This window comes from Kribbella sp. NPDC031520 (assembly GCF_055580825.1).
In genome coordinates this window covers 12,571-30,372 of the sequence record NZ_JBVIKS010000009.1, presented here as the reverse complement: position 1 = coordinate 30,372, position 17,802 = coordinate 12,571, and the positions used below count along the sequence as shown (strand labels likewise).

At 69.2% G+C, this 17,802-nt stretch carries 18 protein-coding genes; 12 read left to right on the top strand and 6 right to left on the bottom strand.

Annotated features, from left to right (window positions below; genetic code table 11):
• Positions 1–67 precede the first annotated feature (67 nt).
• The 4 genes from ACZ5BU_RS35530 (at position 68) to ACZ5BU_RS35515 (ending at position 3,506) form a co-directional block, all read left to right on the top strand.
• Entirely contained in the window at positions 68–1,270 is a 1,203-nt protein-coding gene (locus tag ACZ5BU_RS35530; protein WP_465705227.1) for an acetyl-CoA C-acetyltransferase, read from the top strand.
• Positions 1,270–2,226 carry a methylmalonyl Co-A mutase-associated GTPase MeaB gene (meaB, locus tag ACZ5BU_RS35525; protein ID WP_465705225.1) on the top strand — a complete coding sequence of 319 codons (957 nt, stop codon included), beginning with the start codon at positions 1,270–1,272 and terminating at the stop codon, positions 2,224–2,226. Before ACZ5BU_RS35530 ends, meaB begins: the two co-directional genes overlap by 1 nt.
• Positions 2,227–2,524: 298 nt before the next feature.
• Positions 2,525–2,683, top strand: a complete 159-nt coding sequence (locus ACZ5BU_RS35520) for a hypothetical protein (protein ID WP_185759051.1) — start codon at positions 2,525–2,527, stop codon at positions 2,681–2,683.
• 103 nt (positions 2,684–2,786) lie between these two features.
• Positions 2,787–3,506, top strand: a complete 720-nt coding sequence (locus ACZ5BU_RS35515) for a PH domain-containing protein (protein ID WP_465705222.1) — start codon at positions 2,787–2,789, stop codon at positions 3,504–3,506.
• Here the strand turns inward: ACZ5BU_RS35515 and ACZ5BU_RS35510 are convergent.
• From ACZ5BU_RS35510 to ACZ5BU_RS35495, 4 genes are all read right to left on the bottom strand, one after another.
• Entirely contained in the window at positions 3,503–4,723 is a 1,221-nt protein-coding gene (locus ACZ5BU_RS35510; RefSeq protein ID WP_465705220.1) for an RNA polymerase sigma factor, read from the bottom strand. The two genes, ACZ5BU_RS35515 and ACZ5BU_RS35510, sit on opposite strands and share 4 nt — an antisense overlap.
• A gap of 7 nt (positions 4,724–4,730) precedes the next feature.
• A complete protein-coding gene (locus tag ACZ5BU_RS35505) occupies positions 4,731–5,078 on the bottom strand; it encodes a YciI family protein (protein WP_465705218.1) in 348 nt (115 codons plus the stop codon).
• A gap of 62 nt (positions 5,079–5,140) precedes the next feature.
• Complete coding sequence (locus ACZ5BU_RS35500) at positions 5,141–5,863, bottom strand: maleylpyruvate isomerase family mycothiol-dependent enzyme (protein WP_465705216.1); 723 nt, start codon at positions 5,861–5,863, stop codon at positions 5,141–5,143.
• 32 nt (positions 5,864–5,895) lie between these two features.
• Positions 5,896–6,342: a DUF4231 domain-containing protein gene (locus ACZ5BU_RS35495; RefSeq protein ID WP_465705214.1), complete on the bottom strand. Its 447-nt coding sequence runs from the start codon at positions 6,340–6,342 to the stop codon at positions 5,896–5,898.
• Positions 6,343–6,374: 32 nt separating this feature from the next.
• On the opposite strand from ACZ5BU_RS35495, the gene ACZ5BU_RS35490 reads away from it, so the two are divergent.
• The 4 genes from ACZ5BU_RS35490 to ACZ5BU_RS35475 all read left to right on the top strand — a co-directional run bounded on the left by ACZ5BU_RS35490 (position 6,375) and on the right by ACZ5BU_RS35475 (position 11,321).
• Complete coding sequence (locus ACZ5BU_RS35490) at positions 6,375–6,875, top strand: MarR family winged helix-turn-helix transcriptional regulator (protein ID WP_141852622.1); 501 nt, start codon at positions 6,375–6,377, stop codon at positions 6,873–6,875.
• Positions 6,876–6,966: 91 nt separating this feature from the next.
• On the top strand, positions 6,967–8,640 hold the full coding sequence (locus tag ACZ5BU_RS35485; protein ID WP_465705212.1) for an acyl-CoA mutase large subunit family protein: 1,674 nt from the start codon (positions 6,967–6,969) through the stop codon (positions 8,638–8,640).
• Positions 8,561–10,345: an NAD-binding protein gene (locus ACZ5BU_RS35480; RefSeq protein ID WP_465705210.1), complete on the top strand. Its 1,785-nt coding sequence runs from the start codon at positions 8,561–8,563 to the stop codon at positions 10,343–10,345. Before ACZ5BU_RS35485 ends, ACZ5BU_RS35480 begins: the two co-directional genes overlap by 80 nt.
• Positions 10,346–10,394: 49 nt before the next feature.
• Positions 10,395–11,321, top strand: a complete 927-nt coding sequence (locus tag ACZ5BU_RS35475) for a tetratricopeptide repeat protein (RefSeq protein ID WP_465705209.1) — start codon at positions 10,395–10,397, stop codon at positions 11,319–11,321.
• Here ACZ5BU_RS35475 and ACZ5BU_RS35470 read toward each other — a convergent pair.
• Positions 11,318–11,773: a MarR family winged helix-turn-helix transcriptional regulator gene (locus ACZ5BU_RS35470; RefSeq protein ID WP_465705207.1), complete on the bottom strand. Its 456-nt coding sequence runs from the start codon at positions 11,771–11,773 to the stop codon at positions 11,318–11,320. The genes ACZ5BU_RS35475 and ACZ5BU_RS35470 overlap by 4 nt on opposite strands.
• Before the next feature lie 100 nt (positions 11,774–11,873).
• On the opposite strand from ACZ5BU_RS35470, the gene ACZ5BU_RS35465 reads away from it, so the two are divergent.
• The 3 genes from ACZ5BU_RS35465 (at position 11,874) to ACZ5BU_RS35455 (ending at position 15,313) form a co-directional block, all read left to right on the top strand.
• Positions 11,874–12,887, top strand: a complete 1,014-nt coding sequence (locus tag ACZ5BU_RS35465; protein WP_465705205.1) for a hypothetical protein — start codon at positions 11,874–11,876, stop codon at positions 12,885–12,887.
• A 73-nt stretch (positions 12,888–12,960) separates the two neighbouring features.
• Positions 12,961–13,842: a MurR/RpiR family transcriptional regulator gene (locus ACZ5BU_RS35460; RefSeq protein WP_465705203.1), complete on the top strand. Its 882-nt coding sequence runs from the start codon at positions 12,961–12,963 to the stop codon at positions 13,840–13,842.
• A gap of 34 nt (positions 13,843–13,876) precedes the next feature.
• The gene (locus ACZ5BU_RS35455) at positions 13,877–15,313 is read left to right on the top strand and encodes a hypothetical protein (RefSeq protein ID WP_465705201.1); all 1,437 of its coding nucleotides are present in this window, start codon (positions 13,877–13,879) and stop codon (positions 15,311–15,313) included.
• 109 nt (positions 15,314–15,422) lie between these two features.
• Here the strand turns inward: ACZ5BU_RS35455 and ACZ5BU_RS35450 are convergent, their stop codons facing one another.
• Entirely contained in the window at positions 15,423–16,586 is a 1,164-nt protein-coding gene (locus ACZ5BU_RS35450; RefSeq protein ID WP_465705199.1) for a citrate synthase, read from the bottom strand.
• Between the two features lie 73 nt (positions 16,587–16,659).
• Between ACZ5BU_RS35450 and ACZ5BU_RS35445 the strand changes: the two genes are divergently transcribed.
• Positions 16,660–17,799: a citrate/2-methylcitrate synthase gene (locus ACZ5BU_RS35445; protein WP_465705197.1), complete on the top strand. Its 1,140-nt coding sequence runs from the start codon at positions 16,660–16,662 to the stop codon at positions 17,797–17,799.
• Positions 17,800–17,802 lie beyond the last annotated feature (3 nt).

Sequence of the window (17,802 nt, the reverse complement as noted above, 5' to 3'; positions counted from 1 at the left end):
AACCGTGTGACCCGTCTGACGTGGTCGACCAGCGGCGTACCAGTGCCGTCGCAGGTATCGTGACAACATGTCTGACACGCGGAACTCAAGCGTCATCGTCGCCGGTGCACGGACCCCGATCGGGCGGTTGCTGGGCGGCCTCAAAGGCTTCACCGGCGCGGACCTCGGCGGGTTCGCGATCCAGGGCGCACTGCGGAAGGCAGGCGTCGCCGCGGATCAGGTGGAGTACGTGATCATGGGCCAGGTCCTGCAGGCCGGCGGCGGCCAGATCACCGCCCGCCAGGCCGCGGTCAAGGGCGGTATCCCGATGGACGTACCGGCCGTCACGCTGAACAAGGTCTGCCTGTCCGGGCTGAACGCGATCGCGCTCGCCGACCAGCTGATCCGCGCCGGCGAGTACGAGATCGTCGTGGCCGGCGGCATGGAGTCGATGACGAACGCGCCGCACCTGCTGCCGAAGTCCCGCGAGGGCTTCAAGTACGGCGACACCACGCTGGTGGACTCGATGTCGTACGACGGGTTGTGGGACGCGTTCACCGACCAGGCCATGGGTGCGCTGACGGACCAGGCCAACAACACCGGGCTCAAGCTGACCCGCGAGGAGCAGGACGAGTTCAGCGCTCGTTCGCACCAGCGCGCGGCCGAGGCCTGGAAGAACGGCGTGTTCGCGGACGAGGTCGTTCCGGTCGAGGTGCCGCAGCGCAAGGGTGACCCGATCGTGGTGGACACCGACGAAGGTGTCCGCGGTGACACGTCGGTCGATGCGCTGGCGAAGCTGCGACCGGCGTTCGGCAAGGACGGGACGATCACCGCCGGATCGGCCTCGCAGATCTCCGACGGCGGGTGTGCTGTCGTCGTGATGAGCAAGGCGAAGGCCGAGGAGCTGGGACTGAGCTGGATCGCCGAGATCGGTGCGCACGGTTCGGTCGCCGGTCCGGACTCGACGCTGCAGAGCCAGCCGGCGAACGCGATCGTCAAGGCGTGCACGAAGGAAGGCATCACCCCGGCCGACCTCGACCTGATCGAGATCAACGAGGCGTTCGCGGCGGTCGGGATCGCGTCGGCGCGCGAGCTGCAGGTCGGCGACGACAAGGTCAACGTGAACGGCGGCGCGATCGCGCTCGGCCACCCGATCGGGATGTCCGGCGCGCGGCTCGTCCTGCACCTGGCCCTCGAGCTCGGCCGCCGCGGTGGCGGCCTCGGCGCCGCCGCCCTCTGCGGCGGTGGCGGCCAGGGCGACGCCTTGATCGTCCGGGTTCCGAAGAGCTGATGCCACGACGTACGGCGCCGGTCGGTGAGCTGGTCGGGCGGGCCCGGGAGGGGGACTCCCGGGCGGTGGCCCGGTTGATCTCGCTGGTCGAGGACGAGTCGCCGTTGCTGCGCGACGTGATGGCGGCGTTGGCGCCGTACGCCGGGAACGCGCACATCGTCGGCATCACCGGATCGCCCGGGGTCGGGAAGTCGACGTCGACGTCCGCGCTGGTTTCGGCGTACCGCGAGAGCGGGAAGCGGGTCGGCGTACTCGCGGTGGACCCGTCGTCGCCGTTCTCCGGCGGCGCTTTGCTCGGCGATCGCGTCCGGATGCAGGACCATGCGACCGACCGGGGTGTGTTCATCCGCTCGATGGCGTCCCGCGGGCACCTCGGCGGACTGTCGTGGTCCACGCCGCAGGCGCTCCGGGTGCTGGACGCGGCCGGCTTCGACGTCGTACTGGTGGAGACCGTCGGCGTCGGCCAGTCCGAAGTGGAGATCGCCGGAATGGCGGACACCACCCTGGTACTGCTCGCGCCCGGCATGGGCGACGGCATCCAGGCGGCCAAGGCCGGAATCCTCGAGGTCGGCGACATCTACGTGGTGAACAAGGCCGACCGTGACGGCGTCCAGTCGGTCACCCGCGACCTCCGGGCGATGCTCGCGCTGGCCGAGCGTTCCGAAGGCTCCTGGGTGCCGCCGATCCTGAAGACGGTCGCGTCCCGCAACGAGGGTGTCGCGGAGGTCGTCCAGGCGATCGAGGACCGGCTGACCTGGATGTCCGGGAACGGCGTACTCACCGAACGCCGGCGCAGCCGCGCCCGGGACGAGATCGAGGCCATCGCGACCACCGCGCTCCGGGCCCGGTTCGCCCACCTGCACGGCGACGCCCGCCTCGACGTACTCGCCGCAAAGGTCGCCGAAGGCGGCACCGACCCCTATTCGGCCGCGGACGAGCTGATCGCCGCGTTGTGACGATTGTCTCCCTGTGGAACAATCGACCACGTAGTGTCACTTCGTGTCTTTGCATTTCGTTCACCAGGAGTTGTGCCGAATTCGGGCAAATGCCGCAGGATTTACCCTTGGCAAGGCGATCCGCGTCTCCGGGCGGCGCGCCGGTGGCTGCCGTGCCCCCGAATCCGTTACAGAATGGACCTTGTAGCTGGTGAGCATTGTGCGGTGGGCTGTGTTCAGTCAGTGACAATTGGTGACGGTCCGTGATACAAACTCAAGCACAGTCGACCGAGTGGATTTAGGAACAAGGAGTGGCGACATGCCGAAGAAGCTGTTGATCTGGTCGCTCATCGCCTTTGCCGGCTTCTATCTGTTCACTCAGCCGGCCAACGCCGCGGGAGCGGTCGGTGGCGCGTTCTCTGCCGTGGGTGACGCGTTCGGAAGTGTCATCACCTTCCTGACCGCGCTGTTCAAGTGAGCTGCCCCTGAAAAGGTGCCTGGGAGTGTCCCGTCGCGAGTGATCGTGCGGGACACTTGGGTCCACGGGGTCACACACCAGCGCGTGACAGGGGAGTGAGTGGATGGCCGGAATAGGCCTGTTCCGGATCTTCGACCCGAAGGTCCGGCGCCATCTGATCTCGGACGAGGGCGAAGTCGTCATCGACGAGGTGCGGCACCACTGGGTGGTGTTCACGGTGCCGATGCTCGAGGTGATCCTCGCGGCGGCACTGCTGCTGACGATGGCGACCACCGCGATCGGCGGGCAGCCGGTGCTGCTGGCGATCGTGCTCGTGCTGCTCGCGCACGCCTTCTGGCAGTTCCTCACCCAGCACCGGGACCGGTTCGTGGTCACGAACATGCGGGTGATGCGGATCCGCGGCGTCTTCTCGCAGACGGTCGCGACCACCCCGATCGCCCGGGTCCTCGACATCACGCTGCAGAAGCCGATCATCGGGCGGATGCTGGGCTACGGCCACTTCGTCTTCGAGTCGGCCGCGCAGGATCAGGGTTTCCGCGAGATCAAATGGGTCAGCCGTCCCGACGACCGGGACCTGACCATCCAGCGCGTCATCCAGCGCACCGGCCTGCGGGCGTCGGCGAGCGTCGACGTACTGCAGGGTGACGAGGACTCCGACGACGACGGCACCGGTCCGATCGGGATGGACTCCGCGCAGGAGGTCACCGCGAGCACCTCGGCTCCCGTCGCCACGCAGTCGTCCCGTCCGACCCCACCGCCGTCGTCGTCAGCGTCGAAGTCGATCTTCAACAGCGAACGCGGCAACTGGACCGACAACGATTAGGCCAGTCCTCTGAAGTAATCCCGGCGGCGTTCGCGGTGGGCGCGTTCGGGGTGACTCGGTGGGGCCGTGTCGAGGGCTGACTGCAGGGCGTCGGCGGCCTCGGCGTAGCGGGACTCGCGGGCGAGGAGTTCGCCACGTACGGCGTGGTGCCGTGAGCTGACCGGGATCGCGTCGAGGAGCTTCAGCGCGGTGTCGACGGCGCCGGTCTCGGCGATCGCGACGACGCGGGCGAGCTCGGCGGCGGGGCTGGGGGAGACCTCGACGAGCAGGTCGTACAACCGGACGATCTCGTGCCAGTCGGTCACGTTGTAGGCCGGGACGCGGGCGTGTTCGGCGGCGATCGCGGCCTGCAGTTGGTACGCGTCCGCCTGCCGCCCGGAGCGTTCCAGCGACTCGTTGAGCAGCCCGATGCCGCGGGCAACCATCGCCTGGTCCCACAACGATCGGTCCTGCAGGTCGAGCGTCACCACCTGGCCGTCGTCGTCGATCCGGGCCGCGCGGCGCGCCTCGGTCAGCAGGAGCAGCGCGAGTACGGCAATGGGCGTCGGCTGGTCGGGCAGCAACGAATGCAGCAGCTCCGCGAGCCGGATCGCCTCCGCGCAGAGATCGACGTCGTACGCCGCCTCGCCTTCGGGCGGTGCATGTCCTGCCGTGTAGAGGCTGTGGACGACCGCGCTGACGGCCGGCAGCCGGTCGGGCAGCTCGGCGGCGGACGGTACCCGGTACGGGATGCGCGCGGCGGCGATCTTCTGCCGGGCGCGGACCAGCCGTTTCGTCGTCGCGACCTCGGTGCTGAGCAGGACGCCGGCGATCTGGGCGGGGGTGAGGCCGCAGAGGGTGCGGAGCGCGAGGGCGACGCGGGTCGGCGGCGAGAGGGACGGATGGCAGCACGTGAAGATCAGCCGGAGCAGGTCGTCCTGGACAACCTCCTCGGGCTCGAGGTCCCGGCGGGTGAGTTCGATCAGGTCCTGGCCGTCGCGTTCCTTGGCGCCGCGGGCGCGTTCGCGGCGGATGATGTCGATCGCCTTCCGCCGCGCGGTGACGGTCAGCCAGGCACGCGGCTCGGGCGGTATGCCGGTGACGGGCCACGCCCCCAGCGCCGCCAGCGCCGCCTCCTGGACGGCGTCCTCGGCGAGCTGCACGTCGCCGAGCGTCCGGATCAGGGTCGCAAGAATCCGCGTCCCCTCGATCCGGATCGTCTCGGCCAGCACGTCCATGACTCGACTACTTGGCCACGATCACCGGCCGGACCTCGACTGCACCGCCCCAGGCGGCGGGGATCTCGGCGGCGATCTTGACGGCTGCCTCCAGGTCGTCGGCCTCGATCAGGTAGTAGCCGGTCAGCGCCTCTTTCGTCTCGGCGTACGGCCCGTCGGTGGTGACGACCGGTCCGCCGCGTGCGCCCTCGACCCGGACGACGGTCGCCGTCGCGGTCGGGTGCAGGACGGCGCTCGCCTTGACCTGGTCGGCGTACTCGAGGCCGAACCGGCGGTACTCGGCCAGCTCGTCGGCCTGCTCGGGCGCCCACCAGTCGACGTCCGCGGTGTAGGTCAGTGCCAGGTATTGCGCCATGGGAGTCCTCCTTCTCAGCTGTTGTGAAGGGAACGAACGGGAACCCCCCGCAAAGGACATCATCACTGCGAGGCTTCGGAAATCCTCCCGCGGAAGGCGCGTACCACGTTCGGGTCGCCGAGGATCTCGATCGCGTCCTCCCCGGCCCGGCCCCACAACCACAGGTAGACCGGCTCGGGTTCGCCGGTCACCTCGGCCGCGACCACGCCCTCGTCCCCACGTTCCACGTCGACGCTGGTCGCGTCGGCGCGGACCGTCCAGGACCAGCCGCCGGCCCGTAGCCGGATCGCGGCGTCGATCGGGTACTCGGTGTCGCCCTCCTCCCACCACGGGCCGCCGAGCGTCGGGTACAGCACCTCGTCGATGCCGTCTCGCGCCAGCCCCGGGTCGATCGGCGTGACCGCGTCGTGCGCCTGTTCGACGTCGATCCGGTGCACCACGGTCTCGTGCGCCATCCGCCGGTACCAGAACGCGGACGTGCTGTCCCGGGGGTTGAACGTCCAGGTCGGCGTCGTCGTACCGGCGCTCTCCAGGGCGTCGACGATCGCCACGCGCGCCTCGTCGTACCACTCGAGGCTGTCCAGGCCGGAGAAGTCCGGCGGCCACGGGTCGGGCAGGGCGCTGCGCTTCAGCACTTCGATCTTGTGGACGTAGACCTGCGCGACATGCCGTACGACGTCGTCGACCGTCCAGCCGGGGCAGCTCGGCACCGCCGCGTCGAGCCCGGTCCGCGCCACCTCGCCCAGCCGCGCACTGTCGGCCCGCACGTGATCCAGGTATCTCATGGTCCGCACCCTGTCAGAGCCCGCCGACAGTTTCAGATGCTCCGCGCCTTCAGGGCGGCCTCCCAGTCCTCGGTCTCGGTGTGGCTGATCTCGACGACGCGTTCGGCGAGCAGTTTCACCGGGTCGTCGGCGCTCGCGTAGCGGCCGGCCTTCTGCGCGTACAACCAGGCCTCGTTGCGCAGTTCCTGGGCGGTCCGGGTGTACGTCGGGTACGAGTCCTTGAACCCGAACAACGTCCGGATCCCCTCGGCCAGCGCGATCACGCCACCGAGGGCCGGAGCCAGCCAGGTCGGCGCCGAGATCGCGACCGAGATCGCGATCACCAGCGCGGCCAGCAGTTGTACGGTGCCCAGCGCCCGATACCAGATGCGGGCCTGCCGGGCGTGCGCGGCGTACCACCGGAAGCGGATGCTGATCAGCTGCTCGGCGGGCGAGTCCGTCCCGAGCGCGGGGAAGTCCGAATCTCTGAGCTTCGACATGGTCCGACAAGTCTGGGGCTAAGGTTCCGGTCATGGCCAGGAGAAGGGCGTTGCCGTTCGATCCGATCGACGAGGCGTCGCGGCAGTGGGGGCGGCGGTGGGGTGCGGTCGAGCAGATGCGGGCGGTCACGTCGCTGATGCGCGCGCAGCAGATCGTGATCAACGAGCTGGACGACATCCTCCGCAAGCACGGGCTGACGTTCGCCCGGTTCGAGGCGCTGGTGCTGCTGACGTTCTCGCGCCGCGGGTCGCTGCCGCTCGGGAAGATGGGCGAGCGGCTCCAGGTGCATCCGACGTCGGTGACGTCGATCGTGCGCCGGCTGGAGGCGGCCGGGCTGGTGACCCGGACGCCACACCCGGACGACGGCCGTGCGGTGCTGTGCGAGATCACCCCCGAGGGCCGTGACCTGGTCGAACGCGCCACCGCCGACCTGGTCGCCGCCGACTTCGCGCTCCGCGGCCTCACCGACGAGCAGCTCAAGATGCTCTGGTCGGTACTCGAGCCGCTGCGGCACAACGCCGGCGACTTCTGAGCTGTCTCCCCAATGGTGTGACGCAGCTGCGATTGGAAATAGTTGGACGTCCTAGTATTTTGGGAGCCAGTTCCCTAGGGAGGTCTGACTGATGGATGCCGAGCAGATCGCGGCCGGGCAGAGCCGGTGGCAGCAGCGGTACGACGCCGCGCGCAAGCGGGAGGCGGATTTCACCACGCTCTCCGGCACCGAGGTCGCCCCGGTCTACGGTCCGCCCGAGGGCAGCGCCGACCCGCGGATGGAGCGGATCGGCTGGCCGGGGGAGTTCCCGTTCACCCGCGGGCTGTACGCGACCGGGTACCGCGGCCGGACCTGGACGATCCGTCAGTTCGCCGGCTTCGGCAACGCCGAGCAGACCAACGAGCGGTACAAGATGATCCTGAACGGCGGCGGTGGCGGCCTCTCGGTGGCGTTCGACATGCCGACGCTGATGGGTCGCGACTCCGACGACCCGAGGTCGCTCGGCGAGGTCGGGCACTGCGGTGTCGCGATCGACTCCGCCATCGACATGGACCGGCTGTTCAAGGACATCCCGCTGCAGGACGTCACCACCTCGATGACGATCTCCGGCCCCGCCGTACCGGCCTTCTGCATGTACCTGGTCGCCGCCGAGCGTCAGGGTGCGGACATCTCCAAGCTCAACGGGACGCTGCAGACCGACATCTTCAAGGAGTACATCGCGCAGAAGGAGTGGCTGTTCCCGCCGGAGCCGCACCTGCGCCTGATCGGCGACCTGATGGAGTACTGCGCGACCACGATCCCGGCGTACAAGCCGCTCAGTGTCTCCGGGTACCACATCCGCGAGGCCGGCTCGACCGCCGCGCAGGAGCTCGCGTACACGCTCGCCGACGGCTTCGGGTACGTCGAACTGGGCCTCAGCAGAGGCCTGGACGTCGACGTGTTCGCGCCCGGTCTGTCGTTCTTCTTCGACAGCCACCTGGACTTCTTCGAGGAGATCGCGAAGTTCCGCGCCGCCCGCCGGATCTGGGCGCGCTGGCTGCGGGACGTGTACGGCGCCAAGACCGACAAGGCGCAGTGGCTCCGCTTCCACACCCAGACCGCGGGGGTCTCGCTGACCGCGCAACAGCCGTACAACAACGTCGTACGGACAGCCGTCGAGGCGCTCGCCGCCGTACTCGGCGGGACGAACTCGCTGCACACCAACGCGCTCGACGAAACGCTCGCGCTGCCGAGCGAGGAGTCGGCCGAGATCGCGCTGCGCACGCAGTCGGTGCTGATGGAGGAGATCGGCGTCACGAACGTGGCCGACCCGCTGGGCGGGTCCTGGTACGTCGAGGCGCTCACCGACGCCATCGAGGCCGAGGCCGAGCAGATCTTCGCGCGGATCAAGGAGCTGAGCCCGGACGAGACGATGACCGGCGGGATCCTGCGCGGGATCGAGGACGGCTGGTTCATGGCCGAGATCGCCGACGCCGCCTTCGAGTACCAGCAGAAGCTCGAGAAGGGCGAGAAGAAGATCGTCGGCGTCAACACGCTCACCGACACGGTGTCCGGCGAGCTGGAGATCCTCAGGGTCTCGCACGAGGTCGAGGTCGAGCAGTGCCGGGTGCTCGCGGAGCGCAAGTCCCACCGCGACGAGGACCGGGTACGTCGTACGCTATCGGCTCTGGTGGAGGCGGCCAGCGGCACTGGCAACCTGATCGAGCCCATGCTGGAGGCAGTGCGTGCGGAGGCCACGATGGGGGAAATCTGTCACGTTCTTCGGGAACAGTGGGGCGAGTACCGAGAGCCCGCCCGCTTCTGAGGAACCGGCCGACCGGTCCGCCGCGACCGGGACCGCCGACGAACGGCCGGTCGTGGTCTGCGGCTCGGACCGCACGATGCTGCGGGTGGTCACCGAGCTGGTGAGTTCGGGCGAACGGGTGACCGCGATCGTCAACCCGGCGTCGCGGCACCGCGACCGGATCGCGGAGCTGGGCGCGACCGTGATCCTCGCCCCGGTGATCAGCGAGTCCCTGCTCCGCAGGGCCGGGATCGACGGTGACGAGGACGGTACGCCGTCCACCGCCCGCGCGCTGGTGCTGCTCGACACCAACGACGTGCACAACGTCCACACCGCGCTGACGGCCCGCGACATGGATCGGGACCTGCGGATCATCCTGCAGATGGTGAACCCGCGGCTGGGCAGTCAGCTGAACAGCCTGCTCGGCGACTGCGTGGTGATCAACGGGCCGTCGCTGGCCGCGCCCGCGTTCGTCTCGGACGCGCTCGACGACGACGAGCTGACCTGGATGGAGCTCGGCGGACGGATGGTCGTCGTCGGTCAGGCCGACCTGATCCGCGAGCCGCATCTGACCGTGCTGGCCGACACCACGTCGTCGGCGACGCCGCAGTTGTTGCCGCAGGCCAGCACCGACCCGGAGGGCGACATCGTCCTGGGTACCGGCGTACGGACAGTCTGGTACGGCCGCGGGGTCCGCCCGGCCGGCTGGGCGATGGCGGTCCGGGACATCCTCGACAGCCGGGTCCGGAAGATCGCCGCGCTGATGGCGGGGCTGATCGCGATCGGTACCGGGGTCGTGCACTTCTTCGGCCACATCGAATGGTGGCGCGCGTTGTACCTGGCCGCCGGTGTGGTCACCTCGGCGGGGATCGACGACGACAAGTTCAACGACGCGCAGCCGTGGGTGAAGGTCAGTGCGGTCGTCGTCCAGCTGACCGGGATCGTGTTGATGGCGCTGCTGACCGCCGTCGTGGTCGACTCGCTGATCGGCGCGCGGCTGTCGCGGATCATCGGCGGGGTGCGGGGACGGCCGCGCAACCACGTGGTGGTCTGCGGCCTCGGTACGGTCGGCGCCCGGGTGCTGGAGATCCTCGTCGAGCGGGGCGTCGCGGTGGTCGGCGTCGACCAGGACGACGACGCACCCGGCATCCTGGTCGCGCATCGGCTGAAGATCCCGGTCGTGGTGGGAGACAGCAGCAACGAGGAGACGCTGCGGTCGGCCGGTGTCCAGCGCTGCCGGGCGATGCTGGCGATCACCGACGGGGACATCACCAACCTGGAGTCGGCAATGGTCGCCCAGGAGCTGAACCCGGACGCGCGGATCACGATGCGGATGTTCGACCACGACCTGGCCGAGCGGGTCGAGCGGCAGCTCGGACTCGGCAACAGCCGGTCGGTGTCGATGCTGGTCGCGCCCGCGGTCGCGGCGGCTGTTGGTGACAAGCGCCGCCAGGTGATCGTGCCGGCCGGTCGTCGGGTCCTACTGCTGACCGAGGTGGTGGTCGAGTCCGGCTCGGTCGCCGAAGGACGGAACCTGGGCAGCCTGAACGAGGCCGAAGGCCTGCGCATCCTCGCCCGGCAGGATCGGAACGGGCCCTGGGACTGGCAGCCGGCGCCGACCCGGGCCGTCAGCGCGGGCGACCGGGTGGCGGTCGCGGGCACCCGTGCCGGGCTCGCCCGGCTGCTGATGGTGACCCGGGCGCAGCGCAAGTCGGCCGCGTCGTAGAGGATAGGTTTGTGAACATGCGGAGCAGGTACGGAATGCGAGGAACACGGTGAGCCAGTCCAACTTCTCCCGTCCCGGGGCGGTCGACCTCTCGTCCCTGCGCAAACCGGCCGGCGCTCCAGGTGGCAACTCGGCCGCCGGTGCTGCCGCTGCCGCCGGTGGTGCCTATGTGCTCGAGGTGACCGAGGCGAACTTCCAGGCCGACGTGATCGAGCGGTCCCTGCAGGCGCCGGTCGTGGTCGAGCTGTACTCGCCGCGTTCCCAGGGCGCGGCCACGCTCAGCGCCGCGCTGACCAAGCTCTCGACCGAGTACGACGGCAAGTTCCTGCTGGCCCGGATCGACGTCGACGCGAACCCGCAGGTGGCGCAGGCGTTCGGCGTACAGGCCGTACCGGTGGTGATCGCGATCCTGCGGGGTCAGCCGGTGCCGCTGTTCCAGGGCGTGCTGGGCGAGCCGGAGGTCAGGCAGTACCTCGACCAGCTGCTGACCGTCGCGGTGGCGAACGGGATCACCGGGCGCGCCGAGCCGGTCGGCCAGGCGGCCGAGCCGGTCGAGGAAGACGCCCCGAACCCGCGGTACGAGAAGGCGGAGACCGCCCTCGGCACGGGCGACCTGGACGGCGCGGTCGCGGCGTACGAGGAACTCCTCAAGGAGACCCCGAACGACGCCGAGGCGAAGTCCGGGCTGGCTCGGGTGCAGCTGGTGAAGCGTACGCAGGACGTGCCGGCCGACGTACGGACCCGGGCCGCGGACAACCCGGCCGACGTCGAGGCGCAGATGTTGGTCGCCGACGTCGACCTGATGGGCGGGCACGTCGACGACGCGTTCGCGCGGTTGATCTCGACGATCCAGGCAACGGCCGGCGACGAGCGCAACGCCGTGCGGCTGCACCTGCTCGAGCTGTTCGAGGTGGTGGGTGCTGACGACGAGCGGGTGGTCAAGGCTCGCCGGCGGTTGATGGCGGCGCTGTTCTAACTCTTCTCGGTCTTCAGGATCGGATCTGTGGTCAGGGTCTCTGAGACCCTGGCCAGGAGTTTGCGGAGGGTTTCCGCTTCCTCGTCGGTGAAGGCGGCGGCCAGCCGGCGTTCGACGCCGGCCGCCCGCTTGTCCGCCTGATCCAGGGCCGTCCGGCCGGTCGCGGTCGGACGGGTCTCGATCACGTGCTTGTGCAGTGGGTGCGGCGTGCGTTCGATCAGGCCGGCCGACTCCAGGTTGCGCAGGATCGTGGTCATCGTCTGCGGCGTGACCTGGCACCTCCTGGCCAGCTCGGCGGCCGAGATCCCCGGCTGTTCGTCGAGGACGAACAGGGCCGCGTACTGCGGCACCGTCAGCCCGGCCGGCTTCACCGCGGCCGACTTCGCCGCCTGTAGTTCCTGCTCGACCCGCTTGAGGTGACTCCCGAGCCGCTGGTCGAAGGGCATCCGCATAGCAGCCATCGTACGAACAGCGGTGGTGATATATGCATTGACGACCATCAGAGCTCTGATTAGTCTCTGTGGTCGTATCCAGTTCTCGAGAGAGGTTCTTATGAGGTTTCGCGTGCTGGGGGCAGCGCTACTGACGCTGGCCACCTCACTACTCACCACTGCTGCTGTCACTACTGCTACTGCTGCCGTTCCTGCTGTTCCTGCGGCCCGAGCCGGGTGTTTGCCGGTGCGGATCGACGGGCGGACGGGCGATCGGTATCCGGAGGGGATCGCCTGGGATCCGACCCGGCGGGCGTTCCTGATCGGGTCGATCGCGACCGGGCGGATCTCCGTGGTCGGGCGGGACGGCGTACCGCATCCGTTCGGGGTCGCGCCCGGCGTGTCCACCTTCGGGTTGCATGTCGATGCCGTCCGCAACCGGGTACTCGTCACCTACGCCGACATCGGCAACGGCGACCGCTCGTCGGAATCCACCACCTACAAGGAATCCGGCGTCGCGATCTACAACCTGCGCACCGGCCGCCTCGAACGACGCGTCGACCTGAACACGCCGCGACTGAACCCGGCCGGCGGCCGCCACGGCGTGAACGATCTCGCGATCGATGCCGCGGGCAACGCGTACGTCACCGACCCGGCGTCCGACGCGATCTACAAGGTCACCCCGGCCGGCGCCGCATCGGTGCTGGTCCGCGACGAACGACTGCGCAGCGACACGATCGGCGCCAACGGCATCGTCTGGTTGCCGTCCGGCGACGTGCTGACCGTCCGGTACGACACCGGCACGCTCTACCGGATCTCGCCGCGAGGTGAACTCAGCGCCACTGGTCTGACCAGTGCACTGGTCGGCGGAGATGGCTTAGCACTCACGAAGGACGGCCGGCTGATCGCAATCACCAACAAACTCGGCGCACCTGGTGCCGAGCAGGCGACCGTGCTGAGCAGTCGCGACAACTTCCGGACCGCGCAGGTCCGCTCGGTCGAGCCGTGGCCGGTCGCCGGTCCGACCACTGCGGCGGTCACGCCGTACGGCACCTATGTCCTGAGCGGCCGGATCGACGTGCTCATCGCGGGTGGCTGGTCCGACCAGTTCACCATCCAGCGGATGGCCCGCTGAGTTCTCGTGGTGGCCGGAATCGGCCAGTGTGAATTGTTGTAATCGATGCTGAAGCACTCTGAGAATCAATTACATGAGTGCTGTCGAGTCACCGCCGCCGAGTCTCGAGGCGCGGATCCGCGGGTTGTTGCCGGCGCTCAGCCCGGCACAGGCGCGGATCGCGACCGAGGTACTGCGGGATCCGGCGGCGGTGGCGTCGTCGACGATCGGGCAGTTGGCGGACCGTTGTGGTACGTCGCTGCCGAGTGTGACGCGGTTCTGTCTCGCGCTCGGCCTGTCCGGGTACGCGGAACTGCGGCTGGCGCTGGCGGCCGAGACTGGTCGGACCAGTCTCAGCTGGGAACGCGGGACCGGCTCCGAGGTCGGGCCGGACGACTCGCTGGACGACGTACTGCGCACCCTGCTCCGTGCCGACAGCCGTGCGCTCGAGGACACCGTCGCGGCTCTCGACGTCGCTGAGCTCGGGCGGGCCGTACAGGCGATCTCGGACGCGCGGCGGATCGATCTGTACGCCGTGGCCGGATCCGCGGCGGTGGCCGAGGACCTGCGGTTGCGACTGCACCGGATCGGGCGCGGCGCGAGCAGTTGGAGCGACGTCCACACCGCGCTGGCCAGTTCCGCGTTGCTCGGGGTCGGGGACGTCGCGGTCGGGATCTCGCACAGCGGCGAGACCGTCGAGGTGCTCGAGCCGCTGGTCAGGTCCGGGCGGCAGGGCGCCACGACCGTTGCCATCACCAACTATCCGCGATCGCCGCTGGCGCGGGTCGCGGACATCGTGCTCGTCACCGCCGCGCGTGACGTGACGTTCCGGACCGGGGGACTGGCCGGGCGGCACGCTCAGCTGCTCGTCCTCGACGCGTTGTACCTCGGGGTCGCGCAGCGCGACTACCCGCTGGCAGAACAGGCCTTCGACGCCACTGCCGACGCGGTCGCCGGTCATCGCCGGCGTTCCTGAGTTTCTCCGTTCGTCCGCCTCCCGAAGGAGAGCCATGCAAAGTCCGCACCAGCTCCTCGGCCCAACCCGCCGCACCCTGCTACTCGGCGCCGGCGCCACCGCCCTCACCGCCGCCGGTGCCACGGCATCCACCGGCACCGCCGCAGCATCCACCGCCGCCGCCTCTGCCTCCGCCAGCGCGGCAGCCGCCTCCACCTCCGCCTCGGGGGCGGGTGCAGTGTGGCCGGCGGATGCTGCCGTGCCGTCGCCTGACACGCTGCCGCTGACCGGTGGGCCGGACTTTCCGGTCGGGTTGTTCTGGCCGCCTCACCCGTATGCGAGTACGGCGGCGCGGTTCGCCGAGATCAAGGACGCCGGGTTCGACTTCGTCATCTCCGGGAACTACGCCGGGGACGGCAACATCTTCCAGTACCAGCTCGGCCTGGCCCGCGATGCCGGACTGAAGATGCTGATCTCCGACGACATCCAGATCCGGAACATGTCCCGCTGGTTCTCGATCTCCGACACCACCACCGACTTCCTCAGCATCACCCCCGCCGAGGCGCGCGAGCTCTACACCCGCGCCCGCAACGCGTACGGACCGTACTCCTCGCTCGCCGGCTTCAACTTCTACGACGAACCCGGCGCCGGCTGGTTCGCGACGCTGGCGAAGGCCCTCGCGATCTCGCGGGACCTCGCGCCACAGCTCCTCCCGTACGTCAACCTGCTGCCGTCCGACGACCCGGCGTACTACCGGAGCTTCGTGGACGTCGTGCAGCCGTCGCTGATCTCGTTCGACCGGTACCCGCTGTTGTCCGAGGGCCGCGACGACGCGAACTACTTCCACAACTGGGCGATCGTCCGGGACGCCGCGCTGTACGGTGACGTCCCGGCCTGGGTGTTCATCCAGACGCTTGCCTACAACAACCATCGGGAACCGACCGCTGCCGAATTGCTCTGGCAGATCAACATCAGCCTCGCGTACGGCGCCAAAGGCATCCAGTACTTCACCTACTGGACGCCCGAGGCCGCGCGGGGTGAGGGATTCGGGCCGGCGCTGATCACCGTCGACGGTCAGCGGACCTCGCGGTACTACGCCGCGCAGCAGATCAACACGACCTGGCTGCATCCGGTCGGGCGGGAGCTCAAGCCACTGGTGTCGGAAACCGTTGAGCACGCCAACGAAACACCGCTGCCGAACGGGGCAGTCGGGTTCACGCCGACACAGCTGGTGTCCGGGGTCACTGGCAGCGCGGTGGTGGTCGGTACGTTCCGCTCGCGCGACACGACGTCGGCCGACCGCTGGTTGCTGGTTGCCAACCGCTCCCACAGCGCTCGCGCCGAGGCTGTGGTCGTGCTGAACGAGCAGACGGTCGGCTCGGTCGGTGTGTTCCAGCCAGGACGCCAGACCTACGTCCCGCAGCCGGTCGGTCCGGTGCAGGTCCCGCTTGCACCGGGTGCCGCGACGCTCGTCAAACTCACAGCACGGTAGTCCTGCAGCTCGACAGGACGTATGTGTCCACTGTCGGGTGCGCCGGGTCCTGCTCAGGCGTGGGCTCGCAGGCAGTGGGCGTATACGTCCTGTTCGGATGCAGCGTCTCTTAGGTGCTTTGGCCGGTGTAGACGCCCATGGTGCGGAAGCGGAGGGCAGGGGCCGCGTACTCCTCAAGGGCGTGGGCGGTCCAGCCGATCATCCGGGCGAGGGCGAACAGGGCGTCGCCGGCGTCGGGGCGGAAGTTGTACGCGTGCATGATCGCGGCGATCGCGAGGTCGCTGTTGGGGAACGCCGGGGTGCGCTCGGCGATCGCGTTGACCGTGCTGACGATCGGGTGGTCGTTCAGGAGTTCGAGGAGTACCTGGGCGCGCGGGTCGTGGTGCTGGTAGATCTTGTGCCCGAAGCCGGGGATCGGTTCGCCGGTGCGCAACTGGTCGGACAGGGCCTTCATCGGGTCGTGTTTCGCGCGGGCGAGGAACTCGTACGCGAGGGTCGGCGCGGCGCCGTGGTACTGCCCGTCGAGCGCGCCGAGTCCGGCGGAGATCACGGCGTACAGGTTCGCGCGAGCACTTGCGGCGACCCGCGCGGCCACGGTCGACACCGCGAGCCCGTGATCAGCGAGCAGGATCAACGCCGCATCGAGCAGTTCAGGCCGAGGCTCCTCGTCCGACAGCTTGGGCCACAACCGAGCCCCCAACGTCGTGTCGCCGTCCGCGTCCTCACCCGGCAACGCCGCCACCAGGTTCCCGATCAACCGCCCGGCCGCCCCAGTCACCGAGCCAGGCGACAGATCGAACCGCAACCCGTCAGCCGCCCCCAACACCGCCACCGCCACTCGAACCCGATCCACCAACCGAGCCCCCTCCGGCACCACCTGCATCCCGCGCCGAGCCAGCTCCACGCCCACCTCATCAACCGCGAACAACCCGGCGCTGGAGGTGAGCTGGTTGGTCCACAGGAGGTTTGCCACTTGTTCGACCGTGGATGTGGTCGCCAGCGAGCGGGCCGGGTGGCCTCGGTAATAGAGCTCGTCGTCCTTCAGGAGAGTGAGCTCCGACTCGATGCGTTCGACGACACCGGAGTGTTCCACCGAGCGGGCGGCGAGGCGTTCTACCTCCGTGGTGGAGAAGAGGCTGCCCCGGCGGCCGCGGGCGCGGACGCTGGTGAGGAGGCCTCGGCTGACGTACGCGTAGATCGTGGCCGGCTTGACCTGCAGACGGCGCGCGACCTCGGCGGTGGTCAGGTAATTCTCGTCACCTTCGGCTGACATCCCCGCTCCTCGGCGCGTTCATATTGACTGGATCAATATTGACAATAGTTGATTGCCTGTCAACCCTGAAGATATGTCCACAACGATCACTGTCCCGCCCGGTCTGCGCAACGTCGTCGTCACCGAGACGACCCTCGGCGACGTCCGTGGTGACGAGGGGTTCTACCACTACCGGCAGTACTCGGCGATCGATCTCGCCAAGTCCAAGACCCTCGAAGACGTCTGGTACCTGATGTTCGAGGGCCACCTCCCGACCACCGCCGAGCGCGAGCGGTTCGTCGCCGAGCTGGCCCCGCTGCGCGTCCTCCCCGACGAGGTCCGCGCCGTACTCCCGGCGATCGCGACCGCCGGACCGACCTTCAACCCGCTCGCCGGCCTCCGTACGGCGCTCTCCCTGCTCGCCGCCGTCCGCGCGCTGCCGCCGCTCTGGGACGCGGACCCGGCCCGCCGGAAGGCCGACGCGATGCTGGTCTGTGCGGTCACGCCGACGATCCTCGCCGCGCTCTACCGCCTCCGCCAGGGACAACAGCCGCTGGAGCCGCGCGCCGACCTCACGGCCGCGGAGAACTGGCTGTACCTGGTCACCGGTGACGAGCCCACCGCCGTCCACGCGGCCGCGATCGAGCACTACCTCGTGTCGACCGTCGACCACGGGTTCAACGCATCCACGTTCACCGCCCGGGTGATCGCCTCCACCGGCGCGGATGTCGTCTCCGCCGTCGCCGGTGCGATCGGTGCGTTCTCCGGGCCGCTCCACGGCGGCGCGCCGGACCGCGCGCTGGCGAGCCTCGACGAGATCGGTACGCCGGACCGCATCGACGGCTGGGTCCGCGCGAAGGTGTCCGCGGGCGACCGGATCATGGGGTTCGGGCACGCCGTGTACCGCACCGAGGACCCGCGCTCGCTGATGCTGCGTGACATCGCCCGCGGCATCGGCGGTGATCTGGTCGACTTCGCGACGACGGTCGAGCAGCGCATCGTCGACGTACTCGCCGAGCTCAAACCGGGGCGCAACCTGTACGCGAACGTCGAGTTCTACGCCGGCGTGGTGATGGAACTGTGCGGCATCCCGCGCGCGATGTTCACCCCGACGTTCGCCGTCAGCCGCATCATCGGCTGGTCCGCCAACATCCTCGAACAGTCCACCGACCCGAAGATCATCCGCCCCATCGCAACCTACGTAGGCCCCCAGCCCCCGGCGCCCATCCCGTGATCC

Excerpts from the sequence above, each read along its gene's own strand:
- ACZ5BU_RS35470 (WP_465705207.1), bottom strand. The coding sequence starts at position 11,773 with ATGCGGATGCCCTTCGACCAGCGGCTCGGGAGTCACCTCAAGCGGGTC.
- ACZ5BU_RS35460 (WP_465705203.1), top strand. The coding sequence starts at position 12,961 with ATGAGTGCTGTCGAGTCACCGCCGCCGAGTCTCGAGGCGCGGATCCGC.
- ACZ5BU_RS35450 (WP_465705199.1), bottom strand. The coding sequence starts at position 16,586 with ATGTCAGCCGAAGGTGACGAGAATTACCTGACCACCGCCGAGGTCGCG.
- ACZ5BU_RS35455 (WP_465705201.1), top strand. The coding sequence starts at position 13,877 with ATGCAAAGTCCGCACCAGCTCCTCGGCCCAACCCGCCGCACCCTGCTA.
- ACZ5BU_RS35495 (WP_465705214.1), bottom strand. The coding sequence starts at position 6,342 with ATGTCGAAGCTCAGAGATTCGGACTTCCCCGCGCTCGGGACGGACTCG.
- ACZ5BU_RS35485 (WP_465705212.1), top strand. The coding sequence starts at position 6,967 with ATGGATGCCGAGCAGATCGCGGCCGGGCAGAGCCGGTGGCAGCAGCGG.
- ACZ5BU_RS35465 (WP_465705205.1), top strand. The coding sequence starts at position 11,874 with ATGAGGTTTCGCGTGCTGGGGGCAGCGCTACTGACGCTGGCCACCTCA.
- ACZ5BU_RS35515 (WP_465705222.1), top strand. The coding sequence starts at position 2,787 with ATGGCCGGAATAGGCCTGTTCCGGATCTTCGACCCGAAGGTCCGGCGC.
- ACZ5BU_RS35445 (WP_465705197.1), top strand. The coding sequence starts at position 16,660 with ATGTCCACAACGATCACTGTCCCGCCCGGTCTGCGCAACGTCGTCGTC.
- ACZ5BU_RS35490 (WP_141852622.1), top strand. The coding sequence starts at position 6,375 with ATGGCCAGGAGAAGGGCGTTGCCGTTCGATCCGATCGACGAGGCGTCG.
- ACZ5BU_RS35510 (WP_465705220.1), bottom strand. The coding sequence starts at position 4,723 with ATGGACGTGCTGGCCGAGACGATCCGGATCGAGGGGACGCGGATTCTT.
- ACZ5BU_RS35500 (WP_465705216.1), bottom strand. The coding sequence starts at position 5,863 with ATGAGATACCTGGATCACGTGCGGGCCGACAGTGCGCGGCTGGGCGAG.
- meaB (WP_465705225.1), top strand. The coding sequence starts at position 1,270 with ATGCCACGACGTACGGCGCCGGTCGGTGAGCTGGTCGGGCGGGCCCGG.
- ACZ5BU_RS35520 (WP_185759051.1), top strand. The coding sequence starts at position 2,525 with ATGCCGAAGAAGCTGTTGATCTGGTCGCTCATCGCCTTTGCCGGCTTC.
- ACZ5BU_RS35530 (WP_465705227.1), top strand. The coding sequence starts at position 68 with ATGTCTGACACGCGGAACTCAAGCGTCATCGTCGCCGGTGCACGGACC.
- ACZ5BU_RS35505 (WP_465705218.1), bottom strand. The coding sequence starts at position 5,078 with ATGGCGCAATACCTGGCACTGACCTACACCGCGGACGTCGACTGGTGG.